This window comes from Candidatus Hydrogenedentota bacterium (assembly GCA_018005585.1).
In the GTDB taxonomy this organism is placed as follows: Bacteria; Hydrogenedentota; Hydrogenedentia; order Hydrogenedentales; family JAGMZX01; genus JAGMZX01.
Window position 1 is genome coordinate 71096 of sequence record JAGMZX010000001.1, and the last position, 19349, is coordinate 90444.

General features: G+C 64.8%; 13 protein-coding genes, 1 pseudogene and 1 riboswitch. Of the genes and pseudogenes, 4 read left to right on the top strand and 10 right to left on the bottom strand.

Annotation, left to right across the window (positions count from 1 at the left end; translation table 11 throughout):
- Nucleotides 1-192: 192 nt before the first annotated feature.
- The 5 genes and pseudogenes from KA184_00270 to KA184_00290 all read right to left on the bottom strand — a co-directional run bounded on the left by KA184_00270 (nucleotide 193) and on the right by KA184_00290 (nucleotide 5259).
- Nucleotides 193-384, bottom strand: coding sequence for a DUF2442 domain-containing protein (locus KA184_00270; protein ID MBP8127984.1), 192 nt, complete (start codon nucleotides 382-384; stop codon nucleotides 193-195).
- Between the two features lie 61 nt (nucleotides 385-445).
- Nucleotides 446-692 (bottom strand): annotated as a pseudogene (locus KA184_00275) (DUF4160 domain-containing protein).
- 78 nt (nucleotides 693-770) lie between these two features.
- Complete coding sequence (locus KA184_00280; GenBank protein ID MBP8127985.1) at nucleotides 771-3308, bottom strand: dehydrogenase; 2538 nt, start codon at nucleotides 3306-3308, stop codon at nucleotides 771-773.
- A gap of 420 nt (nucleotides 3309-3728) precedes the next feature.
- Nucleotides 3729-4256 carry an NYN domain-containing protein gene (locus KA184_00285; GenBank protein MBP8127986.1) on the bottom strand — a complete coding sequence of 176 codons (528 nt, stop codon included), beginning with the start codon at nucleotides 4254-4256 and terminating at the stop codon, nucleotides 3729-3731.
- Nucleotides 4257-4362: 106 nt separating this feature from the next.
- Nucleotides 4363-5259: a DUF72 domain-containing protein gene (locus tag KA184_00290; GenBank protein ID MBP8127987.1), complete on the bottom strand. Its 897-nt coding sequence runs from the start codon at nucleotides 5257-5259 to the stop codon at nucleotides 4363-4365.
- Nucleotides 5260-5380: 121 nt separating this feature from the next.
- Between KA184_00290 and KA184_00295 the strand changes: the two genes are divergently transcribed.
- The gene (locus tag KA184_00295) at nucleotides 5381-8299 is read left to right on the top strand and encodes a sulfatase-like hydrolase/transferase (GenBank protein ID MBP8127988.1); all 2919 of its coding nucleotides are present in this window, start codon (nucleotides 5381-5383) and stop codon (nucleotides 8297-8299) included.
- 350 nt (nucleotides 8300-8649) lie between these two features.
- Here KA184_00295 and KA184_00300 read toward each other — a convergent pair whose 3' ends face one another.
- From KA184_00300 to KA184_00320, 5 genes are all read right to left on the bottom strand, one after another.
- The gene (locus KA184_00300; GenBank protein MBP8127989.1) at nucleotides 8650-10299 is read right to left on the bottom strand and encodes a hypothetical protein; all 1650 of its coding nucleotides are present in this window, start codon (nucleotides 10297-10299) and stop codon (nucleotides 8650-8652) included.
- Nucleotides 10299-11885, bottom strand: coding sequence for a sulfatase (locus tag KA184_00305; GenBank protein MBP8127990.1), 1587 nt, complete (start codon nucleotides 11883-11885; stop codon nucleotides 10299-10301). Before KA184_00305 ends, KA184_00300 begins: the two co-directional genes overlap by 1 nt.
- A 165-nt stretch (nucleotides 11886-12050) precedes the next feature.
- A complete protein-coding gene (locus KA184_00310; protein ID MBP8127991.1) occupies nucleotides 12051-12857 on the bottom strand; it encodes a hypothetical protein in 807 nt (268 codons plus the stop codon).
- A complete protein-coding gene (locus tag KA184_00315; protein MBP8127992.1) occupies nucleotides 12854-13510 on the bottom strand; it encodes a hypothetical protein in 657 nt (218 codons plus the stop codon). Before KA184_00315 ends, KA184_00310 begins: the two co-directional genes overlap by 4 nt.
- Nucleotides 13507-14073 carry a sigma-70 family RNA polymerase sigma factor gene (locus tag KA184_00320; GenBank protein ID MBP8127993.1) on the bottom strand — a complete coding sequence of 189 codons (567 nt, stop codon included), beginning with the start codon at nucleotides 14071-14073 and terminating at the stop codon, nucleotides 13507-13509. Before KA184_00320 ends, KA184_00315 begins: the two co-directional genes overlap by 4 nt.
- Before the next feature lie 317 nt (nucleotides 14074-14390).
- Here KA184_00320 and KA184_00325 point away from each other — a divergent pair, with 317 nt between their 5' ends.
- From KA184_00325 to KA184_00335, 3 genes are all read left to right on the top strand, one after another.
- The gene (locus KA184_00325) at nucleotides 14391-16115 is read left to right on the top strand and encodes a hypothetical protein (GenBank protein MBP8127994.1); all 1725 of its coding nucleotides are present in this window, start codon (nucleotides 14391-14393) and stop codon (nucleotides 16113-16115) included.
- Between the two features lie 205 nt (nucleotides 16116-16320).
- Nucleotides 16321-17160 carry a formylglycine-generating enzyme family protein gene (locus KA184_00330; protein MBP8127995.1) on the top strand — a complete coding sequence of 280 codons (840 nt, stop codon included), beginning with the start codon at nucleotides 16321-16323 and terminating at the stop codon, nucleotides 17158-17160.
- 139 nt (nucleotides 17161-17299) lie between these two features.
- A riboswitch (cobalamin riboswitch) is annotated at nucleotides 17300-17529 on the top strand.
- 34 nt (nucleotides 17530-17563) lie between these two features.
- Nucleotides 17564-19349 (top strand): hypothetical protein (locus tag KA184_00335; protein MBP8127996.1); only part of this gene is annotated, 1786 nt, incomplete at its 3' end.

The window sequence follows — 19349 nt, forward strand, 5'->3', positions numbered from 1 at the left end:
GAATTCGTCCGCTTCCTCCAATATGAATTCCGCTCCATCAACCGCGTAAACGAGAACGGGCCCCGGCTTCGCAATTTCGATGATCTCGGACATGCTCCGATCGCCGTCAGCCCAATTCACTGTCTTCATAGCCGGCCCCTTTCGCCCCGTATGAGCAAGTTGTCGAGGTTCGTTAATGGCAATTGGCAGCGCCTACAGGCCGTGAATCCAAAGCTCGGATTCCGCGAGGTCGATATCGGCGCTCCACACCACGCCATAGCCATGAGGGTCCGCCTCGACGCAGCGGAAGAAGGCATCATCCTTCAACGGGGCGAAAACTCCTTCCGTGAGGAGGGGAGTGCAATCATAGGTTTTGCGCGTGCCGTCGGCGAAGGTTACGGCCAAGCGCCTATCCGTTAGAGGTTCGACAGACGCAACTCGAGGGTATATCGTGTGTGTGTCCATATCACTCGAGCCCAGGCAACTTTCTGTATTGTTGCCTCCTCCACATTTCCCGCAACTCGGCCTGATACATGCCCGCCCAGTCGCGGACGAGCCGCTGCGCGCGGGACGGCAAATCCCCCTCAATCATTTCAAGGCTCTCTATGTCAAATACGCCGTTGTATTCGGCATAGACGGCATGAAAATGCGGCGTCCTGCTCACGAAAGTACATCTTGACGACTATTCCGTAAAATCGCGCAATAACCGGCATACGTGACGCTACTCCCCCTCACGAATCATGCCATGTCACAGCAGTCTTGTCATCGGCGGTCAGTTCACTGCCGGGATTTCACACCCCCCGCCTGTTCAGCGCGATGAACTCCTCCGGCGTGCGCGTAATGCGCGGGGTGTAGCCGGGCAGCGGCGCGATCTGCTGGTGGTACGCGTCGAGGAAGCTGAACGGCATCGGGAAATATTGCTCTTCCATCTCGGCGGGCGGCACGATCCAGTTGAACGCGCCGATGACGCAGGGCGGCGCGTCGAGTTCGTCGAACGCGATCTGTGTCAATTGCCCGGCGATGGTGTGCAGGTAACTGCCGCGTTCGCAGGCGTCGCTCGCGAGGATGACCTTGCCCGTCTTCTTCACCGACGCGACGAGCGGCGCGTAATTGAACGGCACGAGCGTCTGCCCGTCGATCACTTCGACGGAGATGCCGAATTCGCTCTCGAACCGCTTCGCGGCGTCCATGGCGCGGTACAGCGTTGCGCCGAAGGTAAGGATGGTGAGGTCCGAGCCTTCCTGGATGACGGCCGGTTCGCCAATGGGCAGGCGGTAGTACTCCGCGGGCACGCCTTCGGCCCGGTATATTTCGACCTGGTTGTACAGGCGCTGGCTCTCGAAGAACACGACCGGGTCGCTGCCCGCAAGCGCGGACGCCATGAGCCCCTTCGCGCTGTACGGCGTCGCGGGGAACACCACTTTCAGCCCCGGCACGTGCGCGCAGAGCGCGGTCCAGTCCTGCGAATGCTGCGCGCCGTATTTCGCGCCCACGGACACGCGCAGCACGACGGGCATCGTCAGCAATCCGCCGGACATGGCCTGCCACTTGGGCAACTGGTTGAACACTTCGTCGCCGGCGCGGCCCATAAAGTCGCAGTACATCAACTCGACGAGCGGGCGCCCGCCTTCCATCGCGAAGCCGACCGCCGTCCCCACGATGGCCGCCTCGCTGATGGGCGAATTGAAGAGCCGCCGGTAGGGCAGCGTTTCGGTCAGGCTTTGATACACGGCGAACGCGCCGCCCCAGTCGCGGTTTTCCTCGCCCCAGGCCGCGAGCCGCGAATCGTGGTGGAAATGGTGCAGGATCGCCTCGAACAGCGCCTCGCCGAACGTCACCGCCTTCGACGCCTTGAGCACGGCCCCGCCGGCGTCCACGCCGCTGCGCGACTTCTTCGCAATCGCCTGGACGCGCGGATTGGCCTCCGTCGAAAGGAGCACGTCCTCGGGCCGCTCGAGCCCGGGCAGTTCCGTCTCTTCCTTGTTCGAGAACATCAATTCCGCCACGCCCGTGTGCGGTGTCAGGACCATGCGCGGCGAGGTCTCGGCGCTCACGGCGAGCTTGCACGCCTTGAGCACTTTCCGCTTTGCGTACGCGCGGACGGTTTCCAGGTCCGCGCTGGTGAGCACACCCGCGTCGACCAGCTTGTCGCCAAACTCGATGAGCGGGTCCACCTCGCGCCACATGTCGATCTCTTCGCGCACGCGGTAGGCCGACTGGTCGCTCGGCGAATGGCCCGATTGCCGGTAGCAGAGCACGTCGAGCAATACCGGCCCAAGGTCCTTCCGGATGACTTCGAGTTTGCGGCGGTAGGCGTCCGCGAGCGCAAGCGGGTTATTGCCGTCCACGACCTCGGCGTTCATGTTGCGCGAATTCAGCGCCGCGCCGACCCGGGCCAGCCGGTCGAATCCCGCCGTTTCGCCGATGGGCTGCCCGCCCATGCCGTAGAAGTTGTCCATGAAATTGTAAATAATCGGCAGCCCGCCGCGGCATTCCGGTTCCCACAGCGTCTCGTATTGCGCCATTGCGGCAAAATTCATCGCTTCCCAGACCGGCCCGCACGCCACCGATGCATCGCCGATGTTCGCCACGGTCACGCCGGGCTTGCGCCGGATTTTCCGGCACAATGCCGAGCCCGTCGCGATATCGGCGCTGCCGCCCACAATCGCGTTCGCGGGATACACGCCGAACGGCACGAAGAACGCGTGCATGGACCCGCCCATGCCCTTGTTGAAGCCTGTCGCGCGCCCGAAGATTTCCGCGAGCAGGCCGTACAGCAGGAAATCGATGCCGAGTTCTTCCTCTTCGACGGTCTTGAAAAACGGCTTGCGCTGGCCTTTCGCCTTCAGGCTCAGCCCTTCCCAGTCCGGCTCGTGCGCTTGCACGACCTTCAGGATCGCGCCGCTGAAATAGGACTCCATGACTTCCGTGAGCGAGCCGCCGCACAGTTCCTCGACCGCGCGCAACCCCTTCGCGATGATCTCGCCATGGCTGCGGTGGCTGCCGAAGATGTGATCCTCAACCGTCAGGTGCACGCATTCGCCCACCGCCGCGCCTTCCTGGCCGATGGACAGGTGCGCCGGGCCCGCGTGGTTGTACGCGATGCCCTCGTACTCGCCCAGCTTCTTGATCGTGTCGAGCATCATCTCGAACTCGCGTATCACCGCCATGTCGCGGTAGACGCGCACGCACCGCTCGAGCGTAATGCCCGTATCCGATTTCAATTCCTGTTTTATGGTCTTGCGATACTGATTGACGGGAATATCCCCGAGGTCAACCATACCCGGCTTGCGGCATACCTTCGGATCGACAACCAACTTCTTCGTCATGACACACCTTCTCTCGGTCTCTTCCCGCCGTTGGATTACACACTGCTCCCCCGAAAAATGGCAGGAACTCCAGAAAAACAAGAGAAGTATAGCAAGTTTCCGCCGCCTCGCGCGAATGCCGCATCGCCATTATTCCCTGTACGCTTACAGTAGTTCCGGATGCCGTTCTTGCAGCCGCCTGCAAACCTCTTCGCGGGGCCCTTCGGTGAACCGGGTCAGTTCCTCCGCGTCTGCATCGGTGGCGCCCCCACACGGTCACATTCGGCTGCATGTCGCCTGCGCCGGCAGGTTTCGAGGCAATCCGCCCACACGCCGGTCAGGAAGCGTTTCTTCTCGCGGACCCGTTCTGTAAATTCGCCCGGCGTGAGGACATAGGGTCTTGCGACTCAGTGCCCCCCCCCGGGCCAAGGAGCGGCCCTGTTACTTTTCCAAGCTCTTGCGCAGGGTGCGCAGTCGGGCCAGCGAATCCGCGTCCAGGCCGTCCTCGACCCGCGCAATGGCGCCCGGCGCCTTCCCGCGCTTGAGGGCGCCGTCCATCTCCGTGCGCAGTTCCCGGACCGTCTTGAGGAAATTGTCCGCGTCCATAACCAGCGCGCCGAGGCCGCGACAGAGCGCGCGGATGCCCGCGTCGCTGCTCACGACCGTGATTTCCCTGCGTTGTTTTGCCTGATACGCCAGCCGCTCGATGTACGCGTCCGCGGTCAGCCGCCCGGGGGTGTAGACCACCTCCAGTTGCGCGACGCCGCGCCCATGCGCCACGGGTTCGCCATGATGCATCCCCCGTCCGTCAAAAACGACCGTCGCGCGGTTGCCCGTGGCCGTGCAGAACAGCGCCACCTTGTCGATCAGCGCCTCGCGCGCCGCCTCGAAGTCCCGCTGCAGGAGCGGCCGCAGCACGGCCGACATATGCAATACGTTGTATCCGTCGATGTAATAGTGCTCTGCCATGCGCAGTTGATCCTGCTTGTTCGCGGCCTTCTGTCTGCGCGACCACTATATCCGCTGGCCGGACACCCGGCAAGCGCCGGCGCGGAAATGCAACCCCGTGCCGCCTCTACACGCCTTCCCCGCCGTCCTCCGGGTTCCGCGGGTCCGCAACGGGCGCGGCGACGTGCGCGAGGCGGGGGTACGCCTGGACGAGGGGTAGGGGCGCCGGCACACGCGCGCCCCGGATTGCGGCCTGGATCTCGACCGCGTTGACCACCGCCTGGCCCTGGTAATGGTTGTTCGTGACGACGTACAGGTCATTGACCCGTTTCCGCATCTGCCGGATCTTCTCGAGCCAGGGCGTCAATTCTTCCTGGTTGTAGAGATAGTCGTAGCGTTCGTTGCGCCCGGCGTCTTCCCGGAACCAGTTGGCGGCGTTGCGCCCGTGCAGGCGCACGTAACCGATAGGCGCGGTCGTGTGCGCAGACGGCGCAATCGACTCCTTGAAAATGGGCTGGTCGATGTTGCAGAAGGCTATGCCGCGTTCCTCGAATCCCTTATACACCGACGGCTGGTCCCACGACGCATGGCGCAACTCGACGACGAGCGGATACGCGGCAAAACGGTCCGCGAGCCGTGCGAGCCGTTCCCGGTTCTCGACGGTGCGCCGGAAACTCCAGGGAAACTGCACAAGCAGTGCCCCCAGCTTCTCCTCGACACGCAATGGCTGAATGCCTTCCAGGAACGTGCGCGTTTCCGCTTCCGTGGGCGCTTCTTCGCGCCTGTGCGTATAGCGGTCCCAGAGTTTGGCCGTAAACAGGAACCGGGGATTCGCCGCAACGTGCGTCAGCCAAGCGCCGGCCACACGGGCCTCGATCGGCCGGTAGAACGTGGCGTTCACTTCGATCATGTCGAAGAAACGCGCCAGAAACGCAAGCGGATGGACGCGCCGCGGCACCTCGGGCGGGTAGACCACCCCTTTCCAGTCGTCGTACGACCAGCCCGCGGGGCCCACGCGAATCACGGCGTCTGTTGGGTCGGCCATGCGCCGATTATACGGTTCCGGGGGCAGCGTTGGAACCCTTGCAGGCTGGGCGGATAAAATCGCGTGGTTGGCATGCATAGCTGAGGCAGGAGCACACGACTTGTCTTCCGAAACCAACATCGAGCGGCTTACGACGGTTCAGCTGCTGCTCCTCATGGGCATCGTGCTGCTCGGCGCCGCGCTGCGCCTCTACGACCTCGGAGGGCAAAGTCTCTGGTTCGACGAAGGCGCCACGCTGGAGTACGCCAGTAATATAGACTCCGCAGGCTCGTTGTTCGACATCTCGAAAACGAACGAACCGCCCATGATCGCCGTGCTGACCTTTCTCTGGCTGCGGTTCTTGGACACGGTTGCGGACGCGCCCGTCATCTCAGCCGGGAACGACTTCCTGATCCGGCTGCTGCCCTGCGTTTTCGGCATCCTCTGCATTCCGCTGGTCTTCCTCGCGGCACGCGCGCTGTTGCGCCACGCCGGCGCCGCGCTGGTCGCCGCGTTCCTGTTCGCCATCGCGCCGTTTCACATCTATTACGCCCAGGAACTCCGCGTCTACACCGTTTACACCGCCCTGTCGCTGTGCGCGCTGTATTGCCTCGTGAACGCGCTGCAGAAAGACCGGCGCCGCTATTGGGCCGGTCTCGCGCTGGCGGAAGCGCTGCTGCTCTACTCGCACTTCATCTCGGTCTGGACCATATTCCTGTTCAACGGGTACTTCCTCTGTGTGCTGCCGCGCCATTACCGCCTGTTCTGGAAATGGACGGCCGCGCAGGCGGCGGCTGCCGTGCTCGCCCTGCCTGCGCTGTGGCATCTGTACAACGCGCTTGCCCAGGTAAGCCGCATCGAGATTGCATGGTACGCCGCGCCAACCTGGAAAACGGGGTTGCTGACGTTCAAGGCCTTCTTCGCTGGCTACAGCTTCTGCGTCTGGGCCTATTGGGCCTTGTTCCTCCTGGCGGCGCTGTTATTCATTCTGGGGCTGGCGCTCCTTATCCGCCAGTGGCACGCCGCATTGTTCATTGCACTGCTTGCCGTCGTGCCCATTGCCGCGAACATCGTCATCTGGAAGGGCCGCCACTTTTCCTTCTACGAACACCGGCCCTTCATCTTCAGCGGCGTCGTGGCGCTGATCGCGATCGCCTGGGTAATAGCCGCACTGCGGCCCCGGGCGCTGGGCTGGGCCGCGCTCGCCTTGTTCACCGCGCTGACCATGCCCCATCTGCGAGAACTGTACGCGCACCGCGTCCATCCCGTCGAGATGCACCGGCTTGCCGTGTACGACAAACCGGATTTCCGTTCCGCGGCGGCCTACATCCGCGGCCATTTCCAGAATGGGGACCTCATCTGCCATCCGAATCATTTCACGATGTACTCGATGCGCCACTACCTCGATCTGCCACAGACGCGCATCTGCGCCCATGATTGGGACCGTGACGTGATGGTCCAGAGCCACGGCAACCCGGCCCTGACGGAAACGCACGGGCTCATGCCGGTGCGCATGGAACAAGCGGTCCGGGATGCACGGCGCGTCTGGTTCCTCGAGTCGCGGGGCCTTACTTTCGAGTACAAGCCGCATACAGAGCCGGTGCGCGCCTGGCTGGACGCGAATTTCCAGCGCGTGGACTGCCAGCCGTTCTTCGGCCTGACCGTAACCTGCTATGCCCGCTACGACGGAGCACCGCCGCGCGCGCCGAACGTCGTGTTCTTGCTGCTCGACACCGTTCGCGCCGACCACGCCGGCGCGGCCCGCAACGGCAAGCCCATAACACCGCACCTGGACGCTTTCGCCAAAGGGGCCGCGGTCTTCACCAACACCGTGACGCCGTGCAGTTGGACCAAGCCCGCGATGGCGTCGATTTTCACGTCGCTGTATGTCGATGCGCACAAGGTCTTCTACAGTGCGCGCAACGAAGACCCGGAGCACCCCGTCAGCGATGTATTGCCCGAAGCATTCGAGACCATGGCCGAATGGCTGGCCGCCGCGGGCTACGAAACTTTCGGCGTGCAGACGAACGCGAACCTGACACGGGTCATGGGCTTCGCGCAGGGCTTCGACGAAGGGCGCTACGTGTTCGAGAACGGCTGGCGCGCGGACTGGGTCACCCAGCAGGCGCTGTACGCGCTGGACGAACTGCGCGAGCCGTTCTTCGCGTATTTTCACTACATGGACCCGCACGCGCCTTATGATCCGCCGGGGGCGTATCGCACGTTCTTCGGGCCGGAGCCGGACCTCACCGACCAGGACCGCGCGCTGCTCGAAAACGAAACATTCATGGCCTACTGTCTCGACCGCGTGAAGTGCGCGCTCGGCCTGCAAGCCGCGCCCGCGATGCCCGATTTCTCGCCGCAGGGCAAGGAATACGTCCGCACGCTCTACGACAGCGAAATCCGTTTCATGGACGACCAGCTCGGGCCACTGCTCGACCGTGTGCAAGCGAAATACCCGCACAGCATCATCGTGATCGCGTCGGACCACGGGGAAGAGTTCTGGGAACGGGGCGGCATGGGCCACGGCGCAACGCTGTACCAGGAGCAGATTCGTGTGCCGCTGCTCATCCGCGCGCCGGGGCTGGCCCCGGGCCCCGTGGACACGCCCGCGGAACTCGTAGACATCCTTCCGACCATTGCGGGGCTGCTGGGCCGCGAACCTGACCCCGCTTGGCAGGGCACGGACCTCTTCCGCGCCGGTCTCGCGCACGAACCCCGGTTCTCGCGCACCTATGGGCCATGGCAGGACCTCTACGTTGATGCGGAAGCGGCCGTCCAAGGCGAAATGAAGCTGGTCAGCGACAACGCGCGGGCGGTCACGCAGCTCTTCGATCTCGCGGCAGACCCGCGGGAACTTGCGAATCACGCCATGGATGACCCCGGTCGCACTTCCGGGCTGGCCGTGCTGCTCGATGCGCACCGCGCGGCGAATCAGGCTATTGGCGGCGCCGCGGCAACACAGCAAATGACGCTCGACGACGAAACGCGCGCGCTTCTGGACTCCGTGGGATATATCGATTCAAGAAGAGTGCCGTAGAAGACATCACGAATTCGCCGGACAACAGCGAAAGATCGGGCGGAGTTCATTCGGTGGGTTCAGTCTCTCCAGCAGCAGGCGCTTATCGGACTTCTTTCCATGCCGCCTCGATAATGCGTCCCGCTCGCTGCGCTGCCGTCCGGGCATCGTCGAGGCTTGCATGTGACCTGCCGCCATAATCCCCGGTCGCACGTGTACCAGCCAGCCAAGACTCCTCCCGTCCGTGAGAAACAGGCCACAGGCCCGGCGTGACCAGGTCGCAATGGGCTGCCGCTTCGATTTCCGTATGCTTGCGCGCTCCACGCGTGACCGCATTTCTGACATGGCGCTCTAAGGGCGTTCAAGAGCAATCATTCAGCGCCATTGCCCGCCACGTGATACACGGTCACGCCGCCGCTGCGAAAAACCTGCTTCAGCCAGGGGTGGTCCGCGGGGGCCGCGCCGTTATGGGCCCACTCGTAGGGTCCGAACACGACGTAGCGCACCTGGAAGCGGCGCACGAGCCCGCGCTTGAATTCGTCGTCGCCGCGCGCCTGGTAGAACCGCGAGACCAGGCCGTTCTTCTCGCCGTAGTCCGCCGTGAGCATATCGTGGCCGGAAACCACCCGGTTGCGGCTGAGCCGCGGAATGAACTGCGACGTGTCATGGCTCGCAAGCACGACTTCATTCGGCCGTGTGTTGGCGTCGAGCCATTCGAGCGCGGCGTGCACGTCCTTGTCGAGATAATAGCGCCACGGCGGTACCGGTCCGTGCAAGTCTTTGAAGTCGCGCGCATAAACATAAAGGGACGACGGCGCACACGCCATCACCAGCGCGGCCGCGGCCCACGCGCGCGTGTTCGCCGCAGTGAGTCTTGCGGCGGCGCGCGGCGCGCGGATGCGCGCCCACTCAAGGATCGCCGGACCCGGCCCAAGCATCAGCAGAATCGGCGGGGCCATCGTCAGCGCCCAGAAGGACAGTTCCTGCCCAGCAATGAAATAGGGATAGGCGTGGACGAGCAACAGCACGACGCCCACCCACAATCCGAGCAGCAGCGTCGCGGGCCGCGCGCCGCGCGCTTTCGACAGACCGTGAAAAACGAAATAGCCGGCCACGAGCAGAAACGGAATGCCCAGCCACAGCGCCTGCTCGGAGAGAAACAGACTGTGACGCTTCCATCCGGCCATGCCGAGGACATTCGCGTAGGCCGTCAGCACGAGATACAGCGCGGCGGGCAGGAAGACGATGCCCGCAACGGCATAGGGAACGAATCGACGCCATTGCCAGCGGCCTTCGGCCAGACTCAGCATCGCGGGAAACAGCGCGTACACCAGAAACACCTCGGGAACCAGGTAGGGCCGGATGATTCCGTGCCCCGTGGCGGCAAGACCGCTGTACACGAAATAGCGCAGCTTGCCGGTTGCCTCGCCGCGTAGCAGAAACGCCCACGTCAGCGCGGTAAAGATGCCCGCGCGGATGAAATGAGGATTATTGACGAGATACCCAAAAATGGAAACGCCCTGCAGGTCGAGCGGATACGGCAAGCCGATGCCCGCGGCCTTGCGGGCAAGCCAGAAGACCCACCCGAGCCCCGACCCGAATACCATGAGCGCCAGCGCCAACCGCCGCTGAAACACCGTGTCCAGGCACAGTGCCACGAGAAAATACGCGGCGCACGGAAACAGGACGACCGACAGGACGCGCCAGATGTGGAACATGGCGATCATGGAAAGGCCGGTCCAGCGGACGAGCCGCCCGAACAGCAGCCATTGCAGGCTGAAATAGGCCTGCGGCGTCGGTTCGGGCGTCATGCGGTTCACCATGAACACCTCGCCCTCGACGGCTTGGCGCGCGAGCATGAAATAGCCGTTTGCGCCCGGCGTGCCACGGCCCACGAATCCCATGAATACCTCGTCCGGTGCTTCGCTGAGGCAACCGTACAGGTACGGGAGGCTGCCGGCCACGGCCATGACCACGCCCAATGCGAGGGGGAAAGTGTATTCGCGGGCCGCACGCTGCATCAAAGGTACCCCAGGCTTTCGAGTTGTTGTTCGATGGCCGGATCGCGCGGCGGGGGCGGTTTGGGCGCCACGGCGCCCCCGGTATAGCCAATCGCTTCAATCTGCCGTTGCATCTCCACGGGGAAACGCCCCGTCTCCGCTTCGAGCTTCTCCTTTTCCGGCACCGGCGCAGGACAACGCTCGCGATATGCGTCGAGGATGGCGCGCAGCGCCGCGACCGCCGTGCTCGCGCCGGACTCCAGCAAATCGCGCTGCTGCGCCGGGTCGGATGCCGTGTCATAGAACTCTTCCCGAACGGGCGGCGCCCAGGGGTCGACGGGCGTCGCCGCGCCGTCGACCAGCGCCTTGCGCAACTCCCGCTGCTGCGCGGCGGCCGCGGAGCACTCCTCAGGCGTCAGCCACTTCGGCGCGGCCATGTACGCCTGCTCGCCGGACTGCACCATCCGCACGACATTGCGTGTCTGGATCATCAACTCGGCGATAATGGGTTTGCCGGGCGCGGTGAACCGCCAAGTATCCGCAACGTCGCGGAACAGCGCCGTGCCGTCAAACGAACCCGGATCGTATTCCAGGCCCGCGAAAGACAGCAGCGTCGGCGTCATATCCAAGAGCGCGACACGGTCGGCGACGCGCGAAGGCGCAAAGACGGCGGGTGCCCAGAGGATCAGCGGAATGTGCACCGATTCCCAATAGAGTTGCCATGCATGCTCGACAAAACCATGCTCCAGAAATTCTTCGCCGTGGTCCGCGGTAATAACCACCAGGGTTTTGTCCAATGCGCCGAGTTCGCGCAGGCCTTCGAACAATTCGCCAATATGCGCGTCGACAAAGGCAATCTCGGCGTCATAGCGGTCGACCAGGTCCTCGAATCGCGGTTCATTCGCGCCGAACCCCTCGGCGCGCAACGCGGGCAGGTTCGGGCGGACATCCTCGAAGAGGCGCAGCCGCTGCTCCTTCACAACAGGATAGCGCGCAAACCGCTGATAGTATTCCTCCGGTGGGTCGTAGGGCGCGTGCGGGTCGAGGCAGTGCAGATACAGGAACCACTTATCGCCGCGGTGTTCGCGCGCAAACCGCAGCGCGCGCGCGACCAAGCGCGGTTCCAGCCCGCTGTGCCCATATGCGGCGTAACACTCCGTCTCGTCGAGTCCCCGGAAGAAACTCGGGGAATTGATCTGCGGCGAGTTCGAAAACAGCCCCGTGACGTAACCCGCGCCGCGCAACCACCCGCCGAGCGTCGGCCGGTCTGGGTTGGGCCGCGCCTGCCAGCCCGTGCCCCATGGATTCGCGGAGGGCATCTGTCCGGAAAACAGCGCGGCCACGGACTCGTTGGTGAACGAGGAATTCGACTGCGCGCGTTCAAAGAGGACGCCTTCCGCCGCGATCGCGTCGATGCAGGGCGACGTGGGCCGCGGATATCCGTAGCAGCCGAGGTGGTCCGCTCGCAGTGCATCGATGAGGATGAACAGCACGTTGTAATCGGCGAGGTCCGCGGGGGCACGGCCTTTCCCGCCGCATCCGGCGGGAAACAGTGCGCCGGCCAGAAGCAGCGCAAGCAGTTTCCAATGCCCGAGACGGATTGACACGGCTTCCGTTCCTTTGTGTGCAAGGCCCTATGATAGAGGTTTAAGGGCGGGGCGGCAATACCCCGTGCCTTCCGCGGCGCACATCGGCAATGGAAGAGCAAAAAGCCGCACCCGGAAGGGGCTCAAGGCGTGAGCGGCCTTCCGGGCGCGTGTGGTGCGCAACGCTTACGGCGCAGGCGGCGGCGGGGGTTGGGGAGGCCCCGGCGGCACGGGCGCCTGACCGTCGGGACCCCGTGGCGGCTGCGGCGGGAGCGGTTCCCGGCCGCCCGGTCCCTGCGGCGGCGCGGGCCCGCGCCCCTGACCATCGCGCGCGCCCGGGCGGCGCATCGTGTCACCGTCGCGGAAACGCGGTCCGCCCTCGCGAGGCGGCGGTTCCAAGCCGGGCTCCGGAGCGCCTTCCGGCCCCAGGACCGGTCCCAGCCCCTGTTCAAAACGGCGCCGGTGCACCTGCGTTACCCAGCGGCGCAGTTCATTCTCGAAGTCGCCGACAAACAGGTAGAGGTTCGCACGCTGTTCCGGCGCCAGGCCTGCGCTCATCTGCTCGAAAACGGCGAAACGCGCCAGCGCCAGGTCGCGGTCAATTTCCTGCAGCTTCCCGAGAACCTCCATCGTCTCGGTTTCGCTCGCGTGCTCTTCGGCCAATCGACGCAACCGGTCCGCGATGCGCGTGCGTTCCTGGCGCAACGCCTGCATGCGCTCGCGGTGCTCCGTGTACTGGCGAACCATCAGCACGGTCTGCTCGTCGCTCAATTGCAGCCGCCTGGAGAGACGTGCGACGAAGACCTGTTCGAGCAATTCGCGCGCCTCGGGCCCCATTGGGCCGGCCTCGCCCTGCCAGCCGCGGCGCATGCCGCCCTGGCCCGGCCCCATCTGTTCCGGAGGGCTGCCAGGGACCGGCCCGCCGGGCCCTTGGGCAAGAGCGGCTGCACTCAGCAACACTGCAGTCAGCGACAAACAGGCACGGTATCTCATGACGCCCACGCTCCTTTCGTGAAGTTGCCGGTCACTTCCCGCATGACATCCTCTTCGCCGGTGTCCAGCGACTCGATCAATGTGCTGACGTCCTGGGTTTCGGCATAGGGCGACAGCGTTTCGTCTTCCCACGCCGCAACAAGCAGCGAATCAAAGACCGTCGCGACGGCGGCGGCGTCCAGGGGCTCCGCGGGACCGGGCAACGGCTCAAAGAGGGAGAGGTCATCGCCCGCGTCTGCCAGTTGTTCCAGCGCGGCGACAATCTCATCCTCATTCTGCCACCGCGAATCGGCAGCGCCCCGCGCGGCCGTTACGCCGGCCACGGGCTCCGGTTCCGGTGTCCAGGCATAGAAGGCGATGCCTGCCCCAAGCGCAATAGCCGCGACGCCGGCCAACGCAATTCTCCACGGCCAGACCGCGCGCGCGGTGCGGGCCGGCTCGGCCTGAACCGCGGCGATTACGCGCGAGGCAAAGCCCGGCCGGGGTTCCGGGGCAGGCAACGCGCGCACGCAAGCGGACAGCCGCAGCAGCGCCGCATGCTCGCGCGCATAGTCAGGGTCACCCGCGATCCGCTCCGTTACGCGCCGCGGGTCGCACGCCTCGCCGTCCACATAGGCGGACAACTCTTCGAATGCTTTACGGTCTCCATTCATGACAGGTCCACTCCGGCCGCCGCCAGGCGCAGGCGCAGTTGCTCGCGCGCCCGCGCAATGCGGCTCTTCACCGTCCCCTTGCGGCACTTCACAATTCTGGCGATACTCGCGTAATCCAACCCTTCGACCTCGCGGAGCAACAGCACCTCCCGGTGCTCCGGCGCGAGGGCGGCAATGCCCCGCGCCACGGCGCCCGCTATTTCGCGCAGATGCGCTTCCTCATCGGGCGGCCGCTGCTCGGGATGCGCCACCGGCCGTTCATCGAGCGGCTGCACGATGTCTTTTCCACGGCGCCGCATATCGCGCAGGTGATTCAAGGTCAGGTTCCGCACAATCCCGAAGAACGCGGTCGAGAACTTCGCGCGCGGGCTGAGCCGGGCCAAGTACCGGTGCAATCGGATGAAACTTTCCTGGGCGAGGTCCTCTGCATCCTGCTCAGATCCCACCATGCGCTGACAGAAATGGATCACGGGTCTCTCATACCGGCGCACAATCTCCGCGAAAGCATCCATATCGCCCCGTTGCGCACGGGCGACAAGGTCCCAGTCGCTGATTCCCTGCATCGGCTTGGTCGCTCCTTGACATGGCGGCTCCGGCCTGCTGCCGCGGCCGGGGAATCGCACATCCGAGTGTAGTCCAACACGGCCCACACCCGCGAACAGACTCCCCGTCCCCTGGAACCAGTCTCCGGTCATAGTCCTTGACGCCTCGGCTCCGTCTGTGTCATTAAACACCGTGCGCGCGCACCGGGTTCCGCCGCGGCCCCGGGACGGCTGAAGATTCCCTCAACCCCGCCCGCTTTGTTATCCTTTCCACGGCGTGGGATCGTTACCCGGTGTATTGGCGCCGCTTGGCGCTAACGCGAACGGAGAGTCGGAACATGATTTCGGGGTCCCGGCGGTTGCGCGGCTTGTTCGCGCTGTGGAGTGTCATTTGCACTTGTGGCCTGTTCCACAGCTGCGGCAACCCGTCTGCACCCGCCGCCGGCGCCGCGCAGCCCGGAACCATGCAGGTAATCACTGTCACCCCGGCGACTTTGTCCTACGAAGACCGCACCCTGATCAATAATGGCGATTTCCGGGAATTCTGGGCTGGCGCGCCCGCGCCTTCGGGGTTCCACGTTGTCGCGCCGGGCGGCCCCTCGGAAATCCGCCGTGCGCCCGGCGACCCCGCTGTTGGCGGCTCCAGTTTCGCCGCGCTCCAGACTTGGCAGAAACCCGACATCGCCACGAGCTTGGAAAACCGCTTCTACACGACGGTCCAGGGACTCAAGCCCGAGACTCTGTACCGTGTTGAGGCGCTTGCGAGCGGCGAGGCGGGCGTCCTGGCCGGGCTTGGGGTCTTCGAACTCGACCAGATGGGAAATGTCAACGAGGTCGCGCCCTGCGCGCTGACGGCCCCGGGCGGCGTCGGGCTCAAGAACAGCGCCGGCTACTTCACGACGCAAATGGGCGGCGACGCGGCCGTGGCGTCCCTGCTCGTGCTGGCCTCACACATGCCGGCAAAGATGACTTGGCATGCCTGGCGCATGCAGGAGGTGCCACAGGGCTCGCCCGAGGCGCAGGGCGTCGCGGCGCGGCAGACGGACCGCGACACCCGCCGAAGACACATGGACTGGCAGTTGCGTCAAATCAAGGAAGCGATCAATGCCTACGAAGGGCTCGACAGATGGCGCGAACAGACCGCGCCCTTCCAGCAGGGGCTCCAAGAGACGCTCGACCTGCTGAAGGATGCGGGCAGCGATATCATGCTGGGCGAGGACGGTTACCTGTTTTCGCGGTTCAACGCGCTGTATCTGCTCGAAAAGGAGCTTGTGTACCAGAAGGAGGGCACGTATTTCGACGCCTGCGCCGCGATTATCGATTTCGACCGCGAATTGGACAATCGCGGCATCGACCTGATTTTCGTGCCCGTGCCCGCGCGCGCCGAGTGTTTTCCCGACAAACTGGTGCCCGGCACCCCGCCCGCGCTGAATGTCGCCCCGCAACTCGCCAAATTCGTGATGGCCCTGTCAGAGATGGACGTGGAGGTTGTCGAACTCGCCGAGAGTTTCCGCAAATACCGCGAGCGTAATGAACTCACGTACTTCCGGACCGACACCCGCCTGTCCAATCGGGCGGTGGCGCGCGTCGCCCGCATACTCGTCGGACGGCTCGAGCGCTACGCTTTCTTGCAGGATCCCGCAACGCCCCGAACCGAGTATCAGACCGCCAGCAAGGACGTGGCGTGGCGCGGTTCGCTGCTTGATGGACTCGACAAGGACAAACAGCAAGCGTACGTCGACGAGGTGCAGTCCGTCGTCTCGGTGCTGGACGCGGCGGGACAGCCCTTCGCGCCGCCGCCGGATTCACCCATTCTCCTGGCAGGCGATGTGGCGCGCTGGTATGAACAGGAAGGCGCTTCCATGGCCGCCCACCTCTCGAAGGAACTGCGGTTTCCGGTCTCGGTGCTGCCCGTCGGCGACCCCGGTCCCGGCATCCCGCGGAAACTGGCGGAGCAGGGGGCGGATTATCTCAAGGGCCGCCGTGTGCTGGTCTGGTTCGTTCCCACGAATTATCTGCGTTCCAGTACGGCGTACACGTGGGAAAGCGTGCCATTGCCGTAACGGGGGCCGGAACGGCGGCATTACACGGGGGCTATTCGCGGGACAGGGCGCAGCCCGGGCGTCACACGCGGGCACGGCGGCGGAGCCATGACGGTTTAACAACCGCTCATGAGCTTTCGCGAAAGAATGCCGTGCCCGGATGCGACTATGTAGTCTGGTCAAGGGGCCGGGGCCATAAGCCCGTTTCAGCGGCCCGGAGGGAGGCATGGTTGTGTTGCGACGAGAACCTTCGCCTGGTGACACGGACAGCGTGGATTTGGGCTACGGCGCGCGCCTGGAGCTGATATGGTGCCCGCCGGGCGAGTTCTTGATGGGCAGTGCGAATGACTTTCCTTCGGAAAGCCTGCCGCAGCATCTGGTGCGGCTGACTCGCGGCTTCTGGATGGGCAAGTATCCGGTGACGCAACTCCAGTGGAAAATGGTGCTATGCGAGACCGACTATTATGCTTGCGGGGAAGATGACTATTTTGACGGTTTCGAGAATCTCGAAAACGCATGCGACCCCGATGATTACGAGTTGGAGGTCAGGGCTCTCGAACAGGAACCTACGTTCCCAGGCTGGCAGCGCCCGATGGACAGCGTCTCGTGCAACGACGCCCGTGCGTTCTGCACCAAGCTTTCCCGGATGTGTCCGGGCAGATTCCGACTGCCGACGGAGGCCGAATGGGAATATGCGTGCCGCGCCGGAACCACGACGCGGTACTCCTTCGGCGACGATGCATCCCGCTTGAGCGAGTATGCGTGGTATCGCGACAACTCGAGTGAGACTGCGCCGGTAGGCTTGCTCAAGCCGAACCCATGGGGCTTCCACGACATGCACGGAAACGTCCGGGAATGGTGTCTCGACTTCGCGGACCACTACTCTTCCGGTCCTGAGACGGACCCGACGGGCCCTTCCCCCGAAGAATTCCGCGGAACGGAACGGATCTTGCGCGGGGGCTCGTACGACAGCCATGACTTTTCCTGCACGTCTTCCTATCGCTCCGAAAGCGCGGATTTCAAACGGCAGCCGTGGTATGGCTTCCGGGTCTTGCGGCTGCCATAAACCAAGAGCATGGACCCGCTCACAGGCGAACCGTGAAGGCTGAAGCTGTCCCGCAAGCTTGCCGGGTCTCTCCCGGAAAACTGGTTCAACGCGACGAGGATACCCGCGCCTGCTGCGTGGACATCCCCGCCGCGGTGGGGTATACTTCCATTCAGCCGGTCGCCCAAGCCCGTCGGCGCACGGGCCGGCGCCAAGAGGGAACCCGGTGTGATTCCGGGGCTGCCCCGCAGCGGTAAGCAGGAACGAACAGCGCGTTCTGACGCACTGGCTCCCGCGACAGGGAGTTGGGAAGCGGCGCTCAGTAGAACCACCGGCGCAAGCCGGTCCCGCCTGCAAGCCCGAAGACCTGCCGGCCGGTATATTCATGATGAGTGGCCAATCCTTCGAGGGAGGGTAGCCGAACATGCAATCTGATTCCCGCCATTGGCCGCGCGCGCGCCTTGCGCTGGCGCTTTGCGCGGTGCTTGCCTCCGCGGCACGGGCCGAGGACCCCTGGGCCGACGCGGTTGTGGATATGCACGCCATCAGCCCGAATCCCGGTTTCAACGCGCCGGAGCGGACCCTGGGTGCGCCCGTGGGTGCGGGACCGTACAGTCCAAGCAACACGAGCATACACTCGGTCGGCGAAACGGGCAGCTTCATTACGCTCCAGTTCCATACGCCGGTGACGGACGACCCCGCCAATTTCCAGGGGCTCGACTGTATCGTCTACGGCAATGCGTTCTGGGTTGCGGGCGACCCCAACCGGAAATGGGCCGAACCGGGGCTGATCGAGGTCAGCGAAGACATCAATGGCAACGGCGAGGCGGATGACCCGTGGTACGTGATTCCCGGCAGCCGCGAGATTGCACGGGCGCAGGCAACGGCGGGCATACCGAACCCCTCGCCGCCGCTGACCGGCTCCTCGGGCGTGGTCAACCCGAACAGCACGGACGGCGACCCCGCGAACAACGGGGAAGAGTACGACTGGGGCTACGCGGACATGAGCCCGACTCAGCAGCCGTACCTGGATAATTACCTGCGGCCCGACGACCCGAAGCAGACGGGCCTGACCCCGCGCAGCGGCGGCGGCGATGCCTTTGACATCGCCTGGGCTGTCGACGCGGCGGGGCAGCCTGCAAACTTGCAGCAGTTCCACTTCCTCCGCGTCTGGACGCTGGTGCGCGACGGCGGTCTGAGCGCGGTCACGACGGAGGTCGACGCCGCCGCCGATGCCGCGCCCGATATCGACACCGACGGCGACGGCATCCTCGACGAGTACGAGACCCGTGTCGCGGGCACGGACCCGAACCGGCCCGAGAGCACCGTGCTCGGGCTCGAGATTCCGGCCACGGAAGGGGGCAGCCCCGCCGGCGTTGCGCTGGGAACCGCGACGGATTCCCAAGGCAACGCGATCACGCTCTATTCAAGCGGGCCGCGCACTGGCGCACGCGACCACAACTGCACGGTGGATATCGCGGCGGTCACCGACCCGGGCGGCAGCATCCCCGGTCTGCAAAAGAGTGGCGCTGCGCGCGCATTCACGTGTAGCGTGACGGATTTCGCGTCCGCGCAGATTCAGCCCGCCGAATTCACCATTGCCTATACCGCGGCGGAGATTGCGGGCCTCGACGAAGCGGGCCTGACGCCCTGGCGCTGCACGGGCGGGGCTTGCACGCAGGAAGGCATTTCGGATGTCACGCGGGACATCGGTCTGAATACCCTGACCTTCCGGTTTTCGGCGCCGGGCGTGTTTGTCGCGGCGTCCGTGCCCGGGTCGGGCGACGCCGGCGGTCAGACCGCTACGTTTGCGCTCTCGGTCTCCCCCGAGGGCGGCGTCGTGGCCGACCCGGCGAACGCCGTCCTGGTCAGCAGTGGCCCGATCGTACTGCCGGACGATGTGCCCGCGCCGGAAGGCATGTTGTTCACTGTCAGCGCGACGCTTGGAGCCATCAGTACGCCGGATGCGGACGCCGCCACCGGGGGCATCCAGGCCGCCGTATCTGGTCAGGCCATCGCGTTCACGCTCAACGCGCCAGTCACCGCGGGCCGCGCGGTATTTCGCGCGGCGTCGCTTGACGGCGCGGCGCGCGGCGAAATCTCCTGCGAATTCCTGCCCGGACCGCCCGCGGGCCCGGTCGGCATCTTCCTTTACACCGCCGAAGGCCCGCTCTATGGGCCGGTCTCGCTCGCAACCGGCCTCATCTATG